Genomic DNA, 16,926 nt, shown 5'->3' with positions numbered 1-16,926 from the left:
GCGGCGCCCGTTATCAGGATCGTGTCGTAGTGCGGGCTCATTTCGGGTACTCAAGCGCGGCGACGGCGCGGGCGATGCGGGCGATGGCCTCGGTCAGGACCTCGTCCGACGTGGCCGTCGAAATGCGAAAGAACGGAGAGAGGCCGTAGGCCGCGCCGGGCACCGAACCGACATGGCCCTCGTTCAGAAGATAGCTCGCCATGGCGGTGTCATCGGTAAGCACCTCGCCCTTCGGCGTGCGTTTGCCGATCAGGCCTGCGCAGCCGATATAGGCGTAGAACGCGCCTTCCGGCGGCGGCAGGCTCAGCCCCGGGATCTTCGCCACGCCTGCCACAACCAGATCGCGGCGCCGCTCGAAGGCATCGCGGAAGGTGGCGATACAGTCCTGCGGCCCGGTCAGCGCCGCCAGTGCCGCCGCCTGCATCGGCGCGGCGACCGAGGTGACCGACTGGCTCTGCACCGTGTTCATCGCCTTCAGCAGGGGCGCAGGACCCGCCGCATAGCCGATGCGCCAGCCGGTCATCGCATAGGCCTTGGCCACGCCGTTCACGATCAGCGTCCGGTCGCGAAGCTCGGGGCAGGCCTTGCCGAAGGAGGTGAATGCGCGCCCGTCGAAGAGGATATGCTCGTATATCTCGTCCGACAGGACCAGAACCTGCGGATGCCTGGCCAGCACCGCGCCCAGCGCCTTCAGGTCTGCCTCGGAATAGACCGCGCCGGAGGGATTGCCCGGCGTGTTCAGGAACAGCCATTTTGTCTTCGGCGTGATCGCCGCTTCCAGCGCCGCAGGGGTCAGGCGAAAGCCGCTTTCCCCGCCGCAGACCGGCGTCACCGGCACCCCGCCCAGAAGCTTCACCATCTCCGGATAGCTGACGAAATAGGGCGCGGGAAGAATGGCCTCGTCGCCGTCGTTCAGCGTCGCCATCAAGGCATTGAAGATGATCTGCTTGGCGCCATTGGCCACGACGATGTCTTCGGGGCCGTAGTCGAGCCCGTTCTCGCGGCGGAACTTCGCAGCCACGGCCGCCCTGAGCGCCGGCGTCCCCGCCGCCTGGGTATAGAGCGTCTCGCCCCGCAAGGCTGCCGCGCGGGCAGCCTCTGCCACATGCGGCGGGGTCGGGAAATCCGGCTCGCCGAGGCCAAGGTCGATCACGTCCAGCCCCTTGGCGCGCAACGCCTTGGCGGCCATCGAGGCAGCCATCGAGGCCGAGGGGTTCACCGCCGCAAGGCGGGCCGCGACATAGCTCATTCTTCAGTCTCCGTCACATAACCCTTTGACTTGTCGTTCATCCGCGCCGCGGCCGGGCGTTTCGCCGGATCGCCATGGCCGCCGCCGCCGGGCAAGTGCAGCACCAGCCGCCTGCCCTCCGGAACGTGCTGCCAGCCCTTCGGCCTCAACCTCGTGCCATCGTCCAGCGCGGCGTGTCCCGCGGCACCGTCCCGGCCGCCTGCACGTCCCCTGGCCGGATGCCGGATGCGGTCGAACATGGCAGAGAAGTCGAACTCGTGCCCTTCCATCGGCTGGATCTCGATCACCTGGCCCAGCCCGCCGCGAAATTCGCCGTCGCCCCCGCTGTCGGGTCGAAGCTCCTTGCGCCAGACGATGATCGGCCCGGTCTGCTCGGTCGCCTCGATCGGCATGGTCATCACGCCGGAAGGAAAGGCCGTGGCGCTCAGCCCGTCAAGCCCCGGCCGCGCGCCCATGCCGCCGGAGTTGAACATCAGGATCTCGGCCCGGCGCCCGGACTGGCCGGCCACGGGCCGCACCGACATGTGGATGTTCCACAAGGCCGCCGCCCCTTCGGCCGGCACCCTGCCCGGCAAGGCCCTCGCCAGCGCGCCCAGCACCAGATCGGGCACCAGATGTCCGATGACATGGCGCACCGAAACCGGCGCGGGGCGCGGGGCGTTCAGGATGTTCTCGGGCGAGGACACCGTGAAAGCCTCTAGCGAGGCCCAGTTGTTGGGGATGTCCGGTGCCACCACGCATTTGATCGCGTAGCTGGCATAGGCCTTGGAGTAGATGATCGGGACGTTGATCCCCTTTGGACTGACTGGCGCCGACCCCGAGAAGTCCACGTTGACCGCGGTTTCGCCGATCTCGACACGGGCCGCGAGGCGGACGGGCGCGTCATAGCCGTCGGTGTCCAGCACATTGTCCCAGGCGCCCTTCGGCAAGTCTCGCAGCCGCACCAGCGTGGCCGCACGTGTGCGGCCGAAGATGAACTCTCCCAGCGCGTCCAGCGTCTGCAGACCGATCTCCTCCATCATTGCGATCAGGCGCCGGTGGCCCACGTCGTTGCAGGCGGCCAGCGAATAGAAGTCGCCCACGACCTGACTGGGCTCGCGGACATTGGCGCGCAGCATGGCGACCAGCGTCTCGTTCACTTCGCCCCGTTCGGCGAATTTCATGATCGGGATCTGGATGCCTTCTTCGTAGACCGACTTGCCGTCCGCCCCGAAACCCCGCCCGCCGACGTCGACCACATGCGCGGTGCAGGCAAAGAAGCCGACGAGAGTGTCGCCCTTGAAGCTGGGCGAGACCATGGTGATGTCGTGCAGATGGCCGGTGCCAAGCCACGGATCATTGGTCACGTAGGTATCGCCCGGATACATCTTCTCGCGCGGGATCGCGGCCATGAAATGCCCCACGGCCTCGGCCATGGTGTTGACGTGCCCCGGGGTGCCGGTCACGGCCTGGGCCAGCATCCGCCCCTCGGGGTCGAAGACGCCGGCGGAAAGGTCGCCCGCCTCGCGCACGCTTGTCGAAAAGGCGGTCCGCAGAAGCGTCATCGCCTGTTCCTCGACCACCGAGATCAGGCGGTTCCACATGACCTGCATGCGGATATCAAAGGTCGCCTCGGTCATTTCCCCGCCTCCTTGCGGATCAGGAACAGCGTTCCGTCGTCCTGCATCACCGCATCGAAGGGCGAGGTGACAACCGTCGACGTTTCCCGTTCGACGATCACCGCCGGGCCGCTGACGCGCTGCCCGGCCGAAAGGTTGGTCCGCTCCACGATTCCGGTGTCGAGCAATGCTCCGACCGCCGGATCGAAGACCGCGCGGCGGATGGCAGGGGTCACCCGCTCCGCGCCCGTCGTGATCTCGTGCCGCGCCGGAGGGGGCCGTTCTTCCTGCGCCTTGACCGAGACGGTCACGATCTCGATCTCCAGCCCCTCAAGCCCGTCTATGGCACGGCCGAAAAAGCGCGCATAGGCGGTGCGGAAGTCGTCGCGCAACTTCGCGGCATCGGCCGCGCCAAACGGGCGGTCCGGCAGTGGCACCGGGATCTCCCAGCCCTGGCCGCGATAGCGCATGAAGGCCACGATCTCGCGCTGGATCCTGCGATCGGTGCCGGCGCCGACAAAGCCCTCGGCCGTCGCCGTCAGTCCCGCGATCAGGGCGTTGAAGGCGTCCGGGTCGAAGCGCGAGAGTCCGATCATGTTCGAGGCCAGTGCCTCGTAGCCAAAGGGAGCGCGCAGGAAGCCGATGGCCGAACCGACGCCCGCGCCGGGCGGGATCAGGCAACGGTCGATCCCCAGCTTCTCGCAGAGCCGCGCGGCGTGCAAGGGCGCCGCGCCGCCGAAGGCGATCATGATGTTGTCGGAGATGTTCTTGCCGTTCTCGACCGCGTGGACACGGGCAGCGTTGGCCATGTTCTCGTCCACCACCTCGCAGATGCCGAAGGCGGCGGGCAAGGCGGCGAGCGCCAGCCGGTCGCCCACATCCTTCAGGATGGCCGCCCGGGCCTTGTCGGCCGAGAGCCGGATCGCACCGCCCGCGAAATTCTCGGGGTCGATCTTGCCCAGCACGAGGTCGGCATCGGTGATCGCAGGCCGGTCGCCGCCGCGCTGGTAGCAGGCGGGCCCCGGTTCGGAAGCCGCCGATTCCGGCCCCGTCTGGATGCGGCCCATGGCATCGACCCAGGCGATGGAGCCACCGCCCGCGCCGATCTCGATCATCTCGATCACCGGGATGGAAATCGGCATCCCCGACCCCTTGGCAAAGCGGGTCGTCCGGGCGACCTCGAAGGTGCGGGCAGTCTTGGGGGCATAGCCCTCGATCAGGCAGATCTTGGCGGTCGTGCCCCCCATGTCGTAGCTGACGACCTTCTCCAGCCCGAACCGCTGCGCGACATCGGCGGCAAAGATCGCGCCCCCCGCTGGCCCACTCTCGACGAGCCGCACCGGGAATTCGGCGGCCGTCTCGACGCTGATCAGCCCGCCGCCGGAGTGGATAATGAAGACGGGGCAGCCCGCGCCATGCCCTTTCAGCCGGGTCTGCAAACGGCCGAGATAGTCGGCCATCTGCGGCCGGACATAGGCATTTGCGCAGACGGTGTTGAACCGCTCGTATTCCCGCATCTGCGGCGAGACTTCCGACGAGATCGAGATCGGCAGACCGACCCTGGCCGCGATGATCTCGCGCGCCCGGCGTTCGTGGGCGGGGTTCATGTAGGAATGGATGAAGCCGATCGCCACCGCGCCAAAGCCCCCGGCCGCGATCCGGTCGGCCAGGGCCGCCAGCGCGGCCTCGTCCAGGGGCGCCAGCTCCTGCCCCTGCGCGCCGATCCGGCCCGCGACGGTGAAGCGGTCCTCGCGCGGGACCAGGGGCGTCGGCAGCCGCAGGTTCAGGTCGTACTGGTCGAAGCGGCTTTCGGTCCGCATCTCGATCACGTCGCGGAAGCCCTCGGTCGTGACGAAGGCCGTGCGCGCGCCGCGCCGCTCGATGAGCGCATTGGTGGCCAGCGTCGTGCCGTGGATGACGATGTCGAGGTCGCCGTAGCCCAGCGCCGCCTCGGCCAGCACTACGTCGATGCCGTCCAGGATCGCCTGTTCCGGCGCGGCGTAGGTGGTCAGCACCTTGGTCGAGTACATCCGGCCGTGTGCTTCCAGCGCGATGTCGGTGAAGGTGCCGCCGATATCGGCGCCCAATCGGGCCCGCGAAGTCATGTCTTGTCCTTCGCCGCGAGCGCCGCCTCGCGCATCTGGCTGAGCGTCTGCCGCGGGGTCAGCGCCTCGGGGCTGATGCTCAGGTCCAGCACCGCCCCGCTGCGCGAGGCCAGCGCGCGGGCGAAGGCTGCCGGGAAATCTTCGGTCCGCTCCACCCGTTCGGCATGGTAGCCATAGGCGCGCGCGAGCATCGTGAAATCCGGATTCTCCAGCGTGGTGCCCGAGACGCGGGCCGGGTAGCTGCGTTCCTGGTGGGCGCGGATCGTGCCATAGATGCCGTTGTTGAGGACCAGCACGATCGGCTGCGCCCCGGCCTGCATCGCCGTGCCCAGTTCCTGGCAGTTCATCTGGAAATCGCCGTCGCCCGCGAAGCAGACGACGGTGCGTTCCGGGTGCGCGATCTTTGCCGCGACCGCAGCGGGCAGTCCGTAGCCCATGGCGCCCGACTGCGGGGCCAGCAGGCGCGCCTTGGGTCCGAACCTGAAGAACTTGTTGGGCCAGACGGTGAAGTTGCCCGCACCGTTGGTCAGGATCGCGTCTTCGGGCAGGACCTCGCGCAGATGCGCCGTCACCAGCCCCATGTCCACGGGCGAAGGCTGCGGCGGCAGGTCGAAACCCGCTTCCCAGTCCGCCCGGGCCCTCGCCCGCCATTCGCCCCAGCCACCCCTGACCGGGCGCAGCGCGGCGGCAAAGGCGTTCGGCCCGGCCTGAATGCCAAGGGCCGGTTGATAGACCTTGCCGATCTCACGGTCCGAGGCATGGACGTGGATCAGGGTCTGCGCCGGCACCGGAACGGACAGGAGCGTGTAGCCATCCGTCGTCATCTCGCCGAAGCGGACGTTGAGCGCGAGGATCACGTCCGCCTCGCGGACCTGCCGCTTCACATGTGCGGGCATGCCCACGCCCGCCTCGCCCGCGTAGACGGGTGAATGGTTGTCGAACTGGTCCTGATAGCGGAAGGCGGCGATCACCGGAATGTCGCTGGTCTCGGCAAAGGCCTGCAGGTCGGCGCGGCCCGGTTCCGTCCAGTTGCAGCCTCCGACAAGGATCATCGGGCGCGCGGCGGCCTTCAGGCGCGCCAGCGCCTCGTCCATCGTGGAGGCAGACGGCGCCGGCTCCGCGATCCGCGCCGGGGCGGTCAGCGGGACGGCCTCGGTCAGGCTGGTGAGCATGTCCTCCGGCAACGCGATCACAACCGGCCCGGGGCGACCCGTCGTTGCGGTCGTCCAGGCGCGGGCCAGGAATTCCGGGATGCGCTCCACCCGGTCGATTTCCACCACCCATTTGGCGACGGTCGCGAACATGGCGCGGTAGTCGATTTCCTGAAACGCCTCGCGGCCCTTCATGTCGGTCCCGACCTGACCGACGAAACAGATCATCGGCGCGGAATCCTGCATCGCGGTATGGATGCCGATCGAGGCGTTCGTCACCCCCGGCCCCCGCGTCACCATGCAGATGCCCGGCTCACCCGTCAGCTTCCCCCAGGCAGCCGCCATGAAGGCCGCGCCCCCCTCGTTCCGGCAAAGGACGAAGTCGAACCGCCCCTCGGTGTCGTGCAAGGCGTCCAGCACCGCGAGAAAGCTTTCGCCCGGCACCCCGAAGGCCTTCCGCGCCCCAAGCGCGACAAGGCTGTCCACCAATAGCCGACCGCCGTTCCGCATCATGCACAGCCCCGATACCTCGTCCGCGCCCAACTTGGGCCTTTCGCTGACAAGGCGAAAGCAAGAAGGACAGGGAATCGACAAGTTTTTCTTGTCGATTTCCACCCGGGAAAGCGCCCGCGATCATGGGTCCTACCGGGCAAGCCGTGCGCTTCAATTGGGTCATCAGGCGTCTCCGGAACGGAGCACGCAGGCTTTCTGCGGTGGCGAACGCCCGAGGCCAGGTCCGGCAACTGGACTGCCGCCCGTGCCGTCGACCGGTCGCGGACCCCGGACCCCGACACCCCGCCTTCCAGCGCCGGGATCAGGGCAAGCCCTGCCGCAAGGCGCATCATCAGCCGGCGAAGGTATAGGCCGTCTTGACCGAGGTGTAGAAGTCCATGGCCATACGCCCCTGCTCGCGCCCGCCCAGGGACGAAGCCCCGCGCCCGCCGAAGGGCACATGGTAGTCCACCCCAGCAGTCGGCAGGTTCACCATGACCATCCCGGCCTTCGATCCGCGGCGGAAGGCGGTGGCGTACTTCAAGGACCCCGTGCAGATGCCCGAGGACAGGCCGTAGGGCGTGTCGTTCGCGACCGCCAGGGCCTCGTCGAAATCGGCCACGCGGATCACGCTTGCGCAGGGGCCGAAGATTTCCTCTCGGCTGGTCCGCATGTCGTTGCGCGCATTGACGAACAGCGCCGGCGCCTGGAAACTGCCCGGCCGGTTCAGCCGCTGGCCGCCCACCACCTCGCACCCTTCCTCGCCCGCGAGCCGCACATTGTCGAGGTTGCCCGCGAGTTGCCCCTCGGACACCACCGGCCCGATCTGCGTTTCCGCCTCCAGCGGATCGCCCAGCCGCAGCGCCCCCATGGCGGCGGCGAGTTTCTCGACGAAGGCATCGTGAATACGGTCCTCGACGATCAGCCGCGAGGATGCCGTGCAGCGCTGCCCGGTAGAGAAGAAGGCGCCGTTCAGGCAGGCGTTGACGGCGATATCCAGATCGGCATCGGCCATCACCACCATCGGGTTCTTGCCGCCCATCTCCAGCTGGACCTTCTTCATCCCCGCCGCGCAGCCCGCCGCGATGCCGCGTCCGACCCGTTCGGAGCCGGTGAAGGAGATCGCCGCCACCTCGGGGGTCTGCACCAGCGCCGCCCCGATCTCGGAGCCTCGTCCCATCACGAGGTTGAAGACGCCGGGCGGGCAACCGGCTTCCTCGAGCACTTCGGCCAGAACATGCGCGCAGCCCGGGGTCAGGTCGGCGGGCTTCATCACCACGGCGTTTCCTGCGGCAAGTGCGGGCGCGGCCTTCCAGGCCGGAATCGCAATCGGGAAGTTCCAGGGCGTGATCAGGCCGACGACGCCCAGAGGTTCGCGCATCACGTCCACCTCGACACCGTCGCGGATCGAGTTCAGCTTTTCGCCGGGGTCGCGCACCGCCTCGCCCGCGTAGAAATGGAAGAGCTGAGCTGCCCGCAACGCCTCGCCCTTCGCCTCGGCAAGGGTCTTGCCCTCCTCGCGGGCGAGAAGCCGGCCGAGCGCGTCGTTCCGCGCAAGCAGGAGATCACCCGCCCGCCGCAACACGTCCGACCGCAGTTGCGGAGACCCGCGGCCCCATCCGGGCTGTGCCGCCTTTGCCGCCGCCACCGCCGCCTCGACATCCGCCTGGTTGCCCCGGGCATAAAGACCGATCAGGTCATCGGGATTGGCCGGACTGCGGTTCTCGCTGGCCTCTGCCGCAGCGCACCACTGGCCGCCGATGAAGTTGCGCTTGATCTCGGACATGGTCGTCTCCTACCTGCAGGTCTGTCAGTCAGCATCGTTTCCGGCACTAAGGCCCGGCGAGGAAGACTGTCAATCCGCCAGCCCAGCCGGCTGTCCCGGCCGTTACAACCCCGCGCGGCCTGTCGGGACGGAAAACCGACGCATGTCAGACGCGGACCTGACGCATCCCGCCCCGCTTTGCGGACAGCGCGGACCCGTGGTACCACCGCCTCGGACGATCGACCGGGGGGCCCCATGCAGAAGACCGTCAAGGACTACATCCGCACGATTCCCGACTTCCCGCACGAGGGTATCCTCTTTCGCGATGTGACCACGCTCTTTGCCGATGCCCGCGGCTTCCGGATGGCGATCGACCAGCTTCTCCACCCCTATGCCGGCGCCCGGATCGACAAGGTCGTGGGGCTGGAGGCACGCGGGTTCATCCTTGGCGGGGCGATCGCACACCAGTTGACCAAAGGCTTCGTGCCGATCCGCAAGAAGGGCAAGCTGCCCGGCCGGACCATCGCGCAGGGCTACACGCTCGAATACGGCGAGGCGGTGATGGAGGTCCACGAGGACGCCATCGCGCCGGGCGAGAAAGTCTTGATTGTCGATGACTTGCTGGCCACGGGCGGGACCTGCGAGGCGGGCATCAAGCTTTGCGAGCGGCTCGGGGCCGAGGTTGTCGGCTGCGCCTTCGTCGTCGACCTGCCGGAGCTTGGCGGCCGGCGGCTTCTGGAGCGGCTCGGCATGAAGGTGCATGTCCTATGCGAATTCGAGGGGGCTTAACCGGCGGGTAAGGAATCGGCGCTAAATCTCTCCTTGCGCCCCTCGGGGGGCACGTTCGCAACGTGAGTTTCGCGGCTCCCGCCCCGCCGGTCCTTCCCCCGGCGGGGCGTTCCTTTTCAGGGCGGGATTACTGCACCGGGGTTCAGGATGCCAAGGGGATCAAGGGCTTGCTTTATTCTCCGCATGGCCGAAAGTTTCGCCGGATCGCCGTAGCGGGCCAGCTCCGCCGTCTTCAGCCGGCCGATCCCATGCTCGGCGCTGATCGAGCCGCCGTGTTCGTGGACAAGGTCGTGGACCGCCCGGGTGACGGCCGGGGCATGGCCGGCCCAGGTGGCCCGGTCTTCGCCCTGCGGCGGGAAGACGTTGTAATGCAGGTTGCCGTCGCCGAGATGGCCGAAGGCGTTTATGCGGAAGGGGCCGAGGGCGCGCAGGGTTGCGTCGGCGCGCGGCAGGAAGGCTGCGATTTCCGAGAGCGGCAGCGAGATGTCATGCGATGCGACGGCACCGATCCGGCGGTTCGCCTCGGGGATCCGCTCGCGCAGGTCCCAGAGCATCTGCCGCTGCGCCCCGCTCGCGGCGAGCACGGCGTCGTCGACGAGCCCTTCGGTGGCTGCCGCCTCGTAGATGTCGCCCAGCACCGTCTCGGGATCGATTCCCGGCGGCAGGCCAAGCTCCATCAGCACCGACCATTCCGGTCGGCCCGCAAGTGGCTGGCGCACTTCCGGCAGCGCCTCGTCGAGAAACCGCAGCCCCTGCCCGCCGATCAGTTCGAAGGTGGATACGGCACCCCCGGTCTTTTCCTGCGCCAGCGCGAGAAGACGTAGCGCCCCGGCCGGGCCGGTCACTTCGAGGAACGCCGTCGCCAGGGCGGCAGGGCGCGGGAAGAGCCGGAGCGTGGCGGCGGTGAGGATGCCGAGCGTGCCCTCGGAGCCGACGAGGAGGTCGGTGACGTCGTAGCCGGTGTTGTCCTTCCGGAGCCGCTTCAGACCATGAAGGATGCTGCCGTCCGCCAGCACCGCCTCCACCCCGAGGCAAAGGGCCCGCGCGTTGCCATAGCGCAGGACGGCCGTGCCGCCGGCGTTGGTGGCCAGGACGCCCCCCATCCGCGCCGTGCCTTCTGAGGCGAGCGAGAGCGGGAAGAGGAAGCCTGCCGCCTCGGCCGCCGCCTGGACGTCGGCCAGCGTCATGCCCGCCTCGGCGATCATCAGCCCCTCCTCCGGCCAGATGCCGCGCGAGGCCGCCATCCGCTCGAGCGAGAGGATAAGGGGCATCGGTCCCTCGGGCAGGACCTGGCCGAGGACGAGCCCCGTCCCCCCGCCCCAGGGCACGATCCCCACCCGTGCCGCGGCACAGGCGCGCACGATAGCCGCCACCTGTTCCACGCTGCGGGGACGGGCGAGCAGCGCGGCGGGCGTCACGCCCTTGCCACGCGGCTCCTCGAGGTATCCGGGCTCGGCCGGGGAAAGGGTCCCCGCGGGGAGGGCGGCAGCGAGCGCCTCGGCGAAGGCGGTATCGACGGGGTTCAGCATGGGGCGATGAAGCACGCGCCGGATCGCCACCGCAAGGGGGCAGTCGCGCGGCTTCACTCAAGCGGGCGTGGTGCGACCGCGATCACCGTCGGCCGCGACGGCAGGGTGGCGAGCGTAACCTCCACCGCGCTTTCCCTGCGGATCTCGATCACGAAGTCCTCCTCCATCCCGGAGAGGAAGCGCGCGAGGTTCTCCGGACCGAACCAGTGCATCGGCAGCACGATCGAGGACCGCAGCCTTTTCAGTACCTTGATCATCGTCGGCAGGTCGAGCGTCATGCCGCCATCGACCGGCGCCATGACCACGTCGAGCCGCCCGAGTGCCGCATATTGCTCCGGCGTCGGCTCGTGATGCAGGTGGCCGAGATGCCCGATGCAGAGACCTGCCGCCTCGAAGACGAAGATCGAGTTGCCGGCGGGCTCCACCGTGCCGTCAAACCCGCGGATGTCGGTCGGCACGTTGCGCACCAGCATCTCGCCGAGGTCGAGGTGATGGTCGGCCGGCTCCCCGGTATAGTCCCAGCCCTGCAGGACATGGGGAATGCGCTCGTCGGGCTCGGAGGTCCAGTGGGAGGAATGGGCGTGGTTCATCGTCACGACGTCGGGCACGACATCGCCCGGACCGAGGCGCCCGGTGTAGTCGGTGGCGACGGACAGGCCGCCGGGCGTCTCGATCAGGAAGGTGGAATGACCGACGTACGAAAGCCGCACCGTCCCGGCGGGCAGCGGATCGCCCCATTTCGCCTGCCAGATCATGCCGGGCGCGGCCCCGGCGATGGCGATGCAGTGGCTCGGCACGCGACTTTCGGCCAGGGCGGAGGTCCCCGTGGCGGCGATGCAGGCGGCGAGGGAGACTGCGAGAATCCGGGTCATTGCGGCGTGAAAGTCTAGCACATCACGGCGTGCTGCCGCTATGGCACCCCCACGCAGTGCGCCTAAGTGCCGGTCTTCACCTTCGTCCAGAGACGGGTGCGACCGCGCAGCGCCTTGGCGTCCAGGTTCCGGTCGGGGAAAAGGCGCTCCCTCACCTCCACCGGAGGATAGAAGCCGGGATCACCGAGGATCGCCGGATCGACCAGGGCAGAGGCCGCCGCGTTCGCATTCGCGAAGAAGACCGTATTGGTCACATCGGCGATCACCTCGGGCCGCAGCATGTAGTCGATGAAGGCATAGGCCGCGTCGACGCGCGCGGAATCGGCCGGGATTGCCATCAGGTCGATCCACATCAGCGTGCCCTCGCGGGGGATCGCATAGGCAACCTCGACACCGTTTCCGGCCTCGGCGGCGCGGGCCTGCGCAATGCCCGCGTCGCCGCTATAGACCAGCGCGACACAGATATTCCCTGCCGCAAGGTCGCCGGTGGCCTTCTGATTGTTGAAATAGCGCACCGAGGGCGCAATGGCCGAGAGAAGCGCGCCGGCGCGCTCCAGTTCGGCCGGATCGTCGGAATATGGCTCGGCGCCGAGATAGTTCAGCGCGATCGACAGGACTTCGACCGGCGAATCGAGCATGGCGATGCCGCAATCGGCCAGCTTTGCGGCGTTCTCCGGCTTGAAGATCGCGTCGAGCCTGTCCATCGGCTGTTCGCCGAGCCGTTCCGCGACCAGCGCCGGGTTGTAGGCGATGCCGACGGTGCCCCAGGTATAGGGCACGCCCAGTTGGCGCCCCCCGGGGACGGTGTCGAGGGCGGCAAGGACCGACGGATCGAGGTTCCGGTAGTTGGCGAGCCGGTCCGGCTCGATCGGCAACAGCGCCCCGACCTGGAGTTCGCGTTCGGCATTCGAGGTGGCTGGAAAGACAACGTCGTAGCCGCTGCCTCCGGTAAGCAGCTTGGTCTCCAGCATCTCGTTCGAGTCGAAGTAGCCGAGCGTCACCGTCGTGCCGGTCTCGGCTTCGTAGCGGGCGATCGTCTCGGGGCCGAAATAGTCGGCCCAGTTGTAGATGGCGAGTTCGCCCGCGTCGGCGCCGGTGACGGCGAAGAACGCGGCGAAGGACAGGGTCGCGACAAATCGGGTGGTCGCGGAGCCTGACGTGACACGGTTGCTTGCACTGGCGGCGGCTCTGGCGGTGCGGTCCATGATCTTCCTGTCGCTCTGTTCCGGTGGAACAAGCTTACGCACTGGCGATCACACCGAGAATTCGGTTAGAGGAGTATGCCTAAAGGAGTAGTAACGACGATGAGTATCTTGGCCGGTCAACTGCCGGAAGGCTGGGTCGCCGCGCTGGCCGATCTTGTCGGCGCGATGGACGGCGCGCGCTTTCCCTCTGCCCTTCGGCAGGTGCTCGCCCTTTGCTGCCAGTTCGATTCGCTCGTCATCACACGATACGCGGGCACCGTCCCGCCGCAGGCGCTGTTCCACGATCTCGACGATGTACAGGCGGCAATCACGGTCGCATTCTACGCCACCGGTCCCTATCTGCTCGACCCGTTCTACCATGCGTGCCGCAACCGGCAGGGGCCAGGGGTCTACCGGTTGCGGGACATAACGGCCGAGGGGTTCTTCCGGTCGGAATACTATCGCAGTTTCTACCGCCGGACGCGCATCAGCGACGAGATCGCCCTTCTGATTCCGAACGCAGCGGAAGGCTGGATCACTCTGTCGCTCGCGCGGCGATTTCGCCGCGCTCCCTTTACCGAGGCCGACGCGGCGGCACTGAAGGCCGTTTATCCTCTCGCCCGCGGAGCCGTCCTGCGGCAATGGGGTACGCGCGCTCACGGGCAGCACGCCGAAGTCGATGCGGATATCGAATCGCGGCTGGCGCTTTTCGCGGCCGATCAGCTCAGCCCGCGCGAGGCCGAAGTCGTCCAGTTGATCCTGAGCGGGCATTCCACCCACGCGGCGGCTGACGCGCTGGGGATATCGCCCGGCACGGTGAAGGTCCACCGCCGCCATGCCTACGCGAAGCTGAATGTGGGATCCCAGTCCGAGCTCTTTTCGCTCGCGACGAGATTTCTGATGGCGCAATCCGGCTGAGCGAGGTTCGCGGCCGGATCTCGGCCGGTCTCAGCCGGCGTCGGTCCGCCCGCGACGGTCGCTGCGCAGGTTGGCGTAAAGGACGTGATTGCGCCAGCGGCCGTTGATCTGCAGGTAGCTCTGGGCCACACCCTCGTACTTGTAGCCGCATTTCTCCAGAACCCCGCGCGAGGCGGCGTTTTCCGGCAGGCAGGCGCTTTCGAGGCGGCTGAGGTCGAGCGTGGAGAAGCAATGGTGGATGACGGCGCGCAGCGCCTCGGCCATGTAGCCCTGGCGGGCGAAGGGCGCGCCGACCCAGTATCCGATCGTAGCCGCCTGCGCAGGCCCGCGGCGGATGTTGTCCACGGTGACCGCCCCGAGCAGGGCCATGTCCGAACGGCGGATCAGGAAGAGCGGCATCGCCGTGCCCCCGGAAAAGGCCCGCGCCGCCCAGTAGACACGGTTTGTGAAGGCCTTGCGCGTCAGGTGGTCGGCCGACCACGTCGGCTCCCACGGGCTGAGAAAGGCGCGGCTGTCCTCCCGAAGGCTCGCCCATGCACGGAAGTCGGAATGCTGCGGCAGGCGGAGCGTCATCCGCTCCGTCTCGATGCGGACCTTCCGCCGCCGCACGAGCATCAGGCGGCGAGCCTTTCGCGCAGTCGGTCGAGCGTCGGGGCATGATCGACCGGGCCATAGAGTGCGAGCGCGGTCGCCGCGGTTTCCACGATCCCTCCGGCAAAGCGCAAGACGTCGGCGCGGGTGACCGCCTCTATCTCGGCCGTGCTTTCCTCCACCGTCTGCACCCGGCCCCAGATCGCAACATGCCGCGCCATGCGCTCGGCCCGGCCCGAGGGACTTTCGAGCCCCATGAGGAGCCCCGCCTTCATCTGCGCCCGCGCCCGCGCCACCTCGGCCTCGGTCATGTCCTCGGCCGCGCGCTTCATCTCCTCGACAGTGAGGCCGGAAAGGTCGCCGATCTCCTCGGCCGAGGTGCCGGCATAGATCGTCAGCATCCCGGTGTCGTCGTAGGCCCCGGTCTGCGCGTAGATCGAGTAGCAGAGGCCGCGTTCCTCGCGGATCCTCTGGAAAAGGCGCGAGGACATGCCGCCGCCGAGGGCGGTCGTATAGACCTGCGCGGTGTGGAAATCCTCGTTCCGCACGCTCGGCGCCTCGAACCCCAGCGCGAAATGGACCTGTTCGAGGTCCCTCACCTCGCGCCGCTCGCTCCCCTGCCAGCGCGCGGGCTGGAGACTCTTGCGGCCGACCGGTGCGAGATGACCGAAGGCGGCCTCGGCAGCTCTCACCACCTGGTCATGCTCGACCGCCCCGGCGGCGGCGAGGATCATCTGGTCGGGCCCGTAGTGCTCGCCGATGAAGCCGGTGAGATCCGGGCGCCCGAAGGCCGCGACCCGCTCTGCCGGGCCGAGGATCGTGCGGCCGAGCGCCTGGTCGGGGAATGCCGCTTCCTGCAGCCAGTCGAAGATGATGTCGTCTGGCGTGTCGAGCGCTTGGCCGATCTCCTGCAGGATCACATGGCGCTCGACCTCGATCTCCTTCGGGTCGAATACGGGGTTCAGCACGATGTCGGAGATGACGTCGAGCGCCATGGGCACGTCCGGCTCCAGCACGCGAGCGTAGTAGGCCGTCATCTCGCGCGAGGTATAGGCGTTGATGTAGCCGCCCACGTCCTCGATCTCCTCGGCGATGCGGGCAGCGGAGCGGCGCTTCGTGCCCTTGAAGGCCATGTGTTCGAGGAAATGGGCGATGCCGTTCTGGTCCGCCCGCTCGTGCCGTCCACCGGCGGTCAGCCATACGCCTACGGCGGCCGAGGCGAGGCCCGGCATCCGTTCGGTGACGATGCGCAAGCCATTGGGAAGCGTGGTGAGAAGGACAGTCAATTCCTGCGCCTTTCCTTGATCAGCGCCTCAAGCGCCGCGAGGTCGTTCGGAACGGGGGTCACACGCTCGGACCGGTCGAAGAGATCGGCCATGCGGGCCGGCAGCCCCGGCCGGAGTCCTGTCGCGCGCTCGACCGCGTCGGGGAACTTCGCCGGATGCGCGGTGGCGAGCGTGATCATCGGCACGGCCGGATCGCGCTGCGCTTCGGCCACGGCGACGCCCACCGCCGAATGCGGGCAGAGAAGCTCGCCCGTGTCGCCGTGAGTCCGGGCGATGGTGGCGAGCGTCTCCTCCTCGGACACGCGGCCCGAGGCATAGGTCCCGCGCAGCGCCTGAAGCGCGCCCTGGCTGATGCCGAAGCCGCCCTCGCGCTTCAGTTCCTCCATGAGCTGCGCCACCGCCTTGCCGTCGCGCCCGTAGGCGTCGAAGAGCGCACGCTCGAAGTTCGACGAGACCTGGATGTCCATCGAGGGCGAAAGCGAGGGTTTCACCCCATCGGTCGCGTAGCGCCCCGTCGTCAGGCAGCGATGCAGGATGTCGTTCTGGTTGGTGGCGATCACCAGCCTTTCGACGGGTAGCCCCATGCGCTTTGCGATCTGGCCCGCGAATATGTCGCCGAAGTTGCCGGTGGGCACGGTGAAGCTGACGGCACGCTCCGGCGCGCCGAGCGAGACCGCGGCGGTGAAGTAGTAGACGACCTGGGCCAGCACGCGCGCCCAGTTGATCGAGTTGACGCCGGCAAGGCCGACCGCGTCGCGGAAGGCGAAATCGTTGAACATGTCCTTCAGCCGCGCCTGGCAGTCGTCGAAGTCGCCCGCGAGGGCGAGCGCGTGGACATTCGCCTCGGACGGCGTGGTCATCTGCCGCCGCTGCACGTCCGAGACGCGACCTTCCGGGAAGAGGATGAAGACGTCGACGTTGTCGAGCCCGCGGAAGGCCTCGATCGCGGCAGAGCCGGTGTCGCCGGAGGTGGCGCCGACGATGGTGATCCGCCGCCCATCCCGCGCGAGCGCGATCTGGAAGAGCTGGCCGATGAGTTGCATCGCGAAGTCCTTGAAGGCGAGCGTCGGGCCGTGGAAGAGCTCCAGCAGGAAATGATTGGGGGCGAGCTGGACGAGCGGGGCGCGGGCGGCATGGCCGAAGCCCCGGTAGGCGGCGTCGATGGCGCCACGGAACTCGGCATCGGTGAAGGTGTCGCCGACGAAGGGCCGCATCACCCGGTAGGCCGTCTCCTCGTAGGAGAGGCCCGCCAGCCCGGCAATCTCGTCCGGAGGCATCGCAGGGGAGCCTTCGGGCACATAGAGCCCGCCGTCGCGGGCAAGGCCCGTCAGCATCGCCTCGCCGAAGCTCAGGACCGGAGCGGCACCCCGGGTGGAGACATAGCGCATGGATCGTCC

Annotated in this window: 13 protein-coding genes; 2 read left to right on the top strand and 11 right to left on the bottom strand. The window is 68.2% G+C overall.

Features of this window, described 5'->3' with window-relative positions:
• Positions 1-37: 37 nt before the first annotated feature.
• The 5 genes from ACMUOO_RS05385 to ACMUOO_RS05365 form a co-directional block, all read right to left on the bottom strand.
• A complete protein-coding gene (locus tag ACMUOO_RS05385) occupies positions 38-1,249 on the bottom strand; it encodes a pyridoxal phosphate-dependent aminotransferase (protein ID WP_301919217.1) in 1,212 nt (403 codons plus the stop codon).
• Entirely contained in the window at positions 1,246-2,868 is a 1,623-nt protein-coding gene (locus ACMUOO_RS05380) for a hydantoinase B/oxoprolinase family protein (protein ID WP_301919218.1), read from the bottom strand. The genes ACMUOO_RS05385 and ACMUOO_RS05380 overlap by 4 nt, the downstream gene beginning before the upstream one ends.
• Positions 2,865-4,952 carry a hydantoinase/oxoprolinase family protein gene (locus ACMUOO_RS05375; protein ID WP_301919219.1) on the bottom strand — a complete coding sequence of 696 codons (2,088 nt, stop codon included), beginning with the start codon at positions 4,950-4,952 and terminating at the stop codon, positions 2,865-2,867. The genes ACMUOO_RS05380 and ACMUOO_RS05375 overlap by 4 nt, the downstream gene beginning before the upstream one ends.
• Complete coding sequence (locus tag ACMUOO_RS05370) at positions 4,949-6,616, bottom strand: thiamine pyrophosphate-binding protein (protein ID WP_301919220.1); 1,668 nt, start codon at positions 6,614-6,616, stop codon at positions 4,949-4,951. Before ACMUOO_RS05370 ends, ACMUOO_RS05375 begins: the two co-directional genes overlap by 4 nt.
• Positions 6,617-6,947: 331 nt before the next feature.
• Positions 6,948-8,381 carry an aldehyde dehydrogenase family protein gene (locus ACMUOO_RS05365; RefSeq protein ID WP_301919221.1) on the bottom strand — a complete coding sequence of 478 codons (1,434 nt, stop codon included), beginning with the start codon at positions 8,379-8,381 and terminating at the stop codon, positions 6,948-6,950.
• Positions 8,382-8,615: 234 nt separating this feature from the next.
• Here ACMUOO_RS05365 and ACMUOO_RS05360 point away from each other — a divergent pair, with 234 nt between their 5' ends.
• A complete protein-coding gene (locus tag ACMUOO_RS05360) occupies positions 8,616-9,149 on the top strand; it encodes an adenine phosphoribosyltransferase (RefSeq protein ID WP_301919222.1) in 534 nt (177 codons plus the stop codon).
• Between the two features lie 116 nt (positions 9,150-9,265).
• Here ACMUOO_RS05360 and ACMUOO_RS05355 read toward each other — a convergent pair whose 3' ends face one another.
• The 3 genes from ACMUOO_RS05355 to ACMUOO_RS05345 all read right to left on the bottom strand — a co-directional run bounded on the left by ACMUOO_RS05355 (position 9,266) and on the right by ACMUOO_RS05345 (position 12,755).
• Positions 9,266-10,678 carry an FAD-binding oxidoreductase gene (locus ACMUOO_RS05355; RefSeq protein ID WP_301919223.1) on the bottom strand — a complete coding sequence of 471 codons (1,413 nt, stop codon included), beginning with the start codon at positions 10,676-10,678 and terminating at the stop codon, positions 9,266-9,268.
• A 53-nt stretch (positions 10,679-10,731) separates the two neighbouring features.
• Positions 10,732-11,550 carry an MBL fold metallo-hydrolase gene (locus ACMUOO_RS05350; protein WP_301919224.1) on the bottom strand — a complete coding sequence of 273 codons (819 nt, stop codon included), beginning with the start codon at positions 11,548-11,550 and terminating at the stop codon, positions 10,732-10,734.
• 62 nt (positions 11,551-11,612) lie between these two features.
• A complete protein-coding gene (locus tag ACMUOO_RS05345) occupies positions 11,613-12,755 on the bottom strand; it encodes an extracellular solute-binding protein (protein WP_301919225.1) in 1,143 nt (380 codons plus the stop codon).
• A gap of 99 nt (positions 12,756-12,854) precedes the next feature.
• Between ACMUOO_RS05345 and ACMUOO_RS05340 the strand changes: the two genes are divergently transcribed.
• Positions 12,855-13,652, top strand: coding sequence for a helix-turn-helix transcriptional regulator (locus ACMUOO_RS05340; RefSeq protein WP_301919226.1), 798 nt, complete (start codon positions 12,855-12,857; stop codon positions 13,650-13,652).
• Positions 13,653-13,682: 30 nt separating this feature from the next.
• Here the strand turns inward: ACMUOO_RS05340 and ACMUOO_RS05335 are convergent, their stop codons facing one another.
• The 3 genes from ACMUOO_RS05335 to thrC are packed head-to-tail and all read right to left on the bottom strand — an operon-like array spanning position 13,683 to position 16,917.
• On the bottom strand, positions 13,683-14,267 hold the full coding sequence (locus ACMUOO_RS05335; protein WP_301919227.1) for a GNAT family N-acetyltransferase: 585 nt from the start codon (positions 14,265-14,267) through the stop codon (positions 13,683-13,685).
• Positions 14,267-15,529 (bottom strand): M16 family metallopeptidase, encoded by a 1,263-nt coding sequence (locus tag ACMUOO_RS05330; RefSeq protein ID WP_301919228.1) that lies wholly within the window; start codon positions 15,527-15,529, stop codon positions 14,267-14,269. Before ACMUOO_RS05330 ends, ACMUOO_RS05335 begins: the two co-directional genes overlap by 1 nt.
• Complete coding sequence (gene thrC, locus ACMUOO_RS05325) at positions 15,526-16,917, bottom strand: threonine synthase (protein ID WP_301919229.1); 1,392 nt, start codon at positions 16,915-16,917, stop codon at positions 15,526-15,528. Before thrC ends, ACMUOO_RS05330 begins: the two co-directional genes overlap by 4 nt.
• Positions 16,918-16,926: the final 9 nt, after the last annotated feature.

Source organism: Albidovulum sp. (assembly GCF_041919395.1).
In the GTDB taxonomy this organism is placed as follows: Bacteria; Pseudomonadota; Alphaproteobacteria; order Rhodobacterales; family Rhodobacteraceae; genus Albidovulum.
Note: the sequence above shows the minus strand (reverse complement) of the source record. Positions and strands in the feature narration are given on the sequence as shown.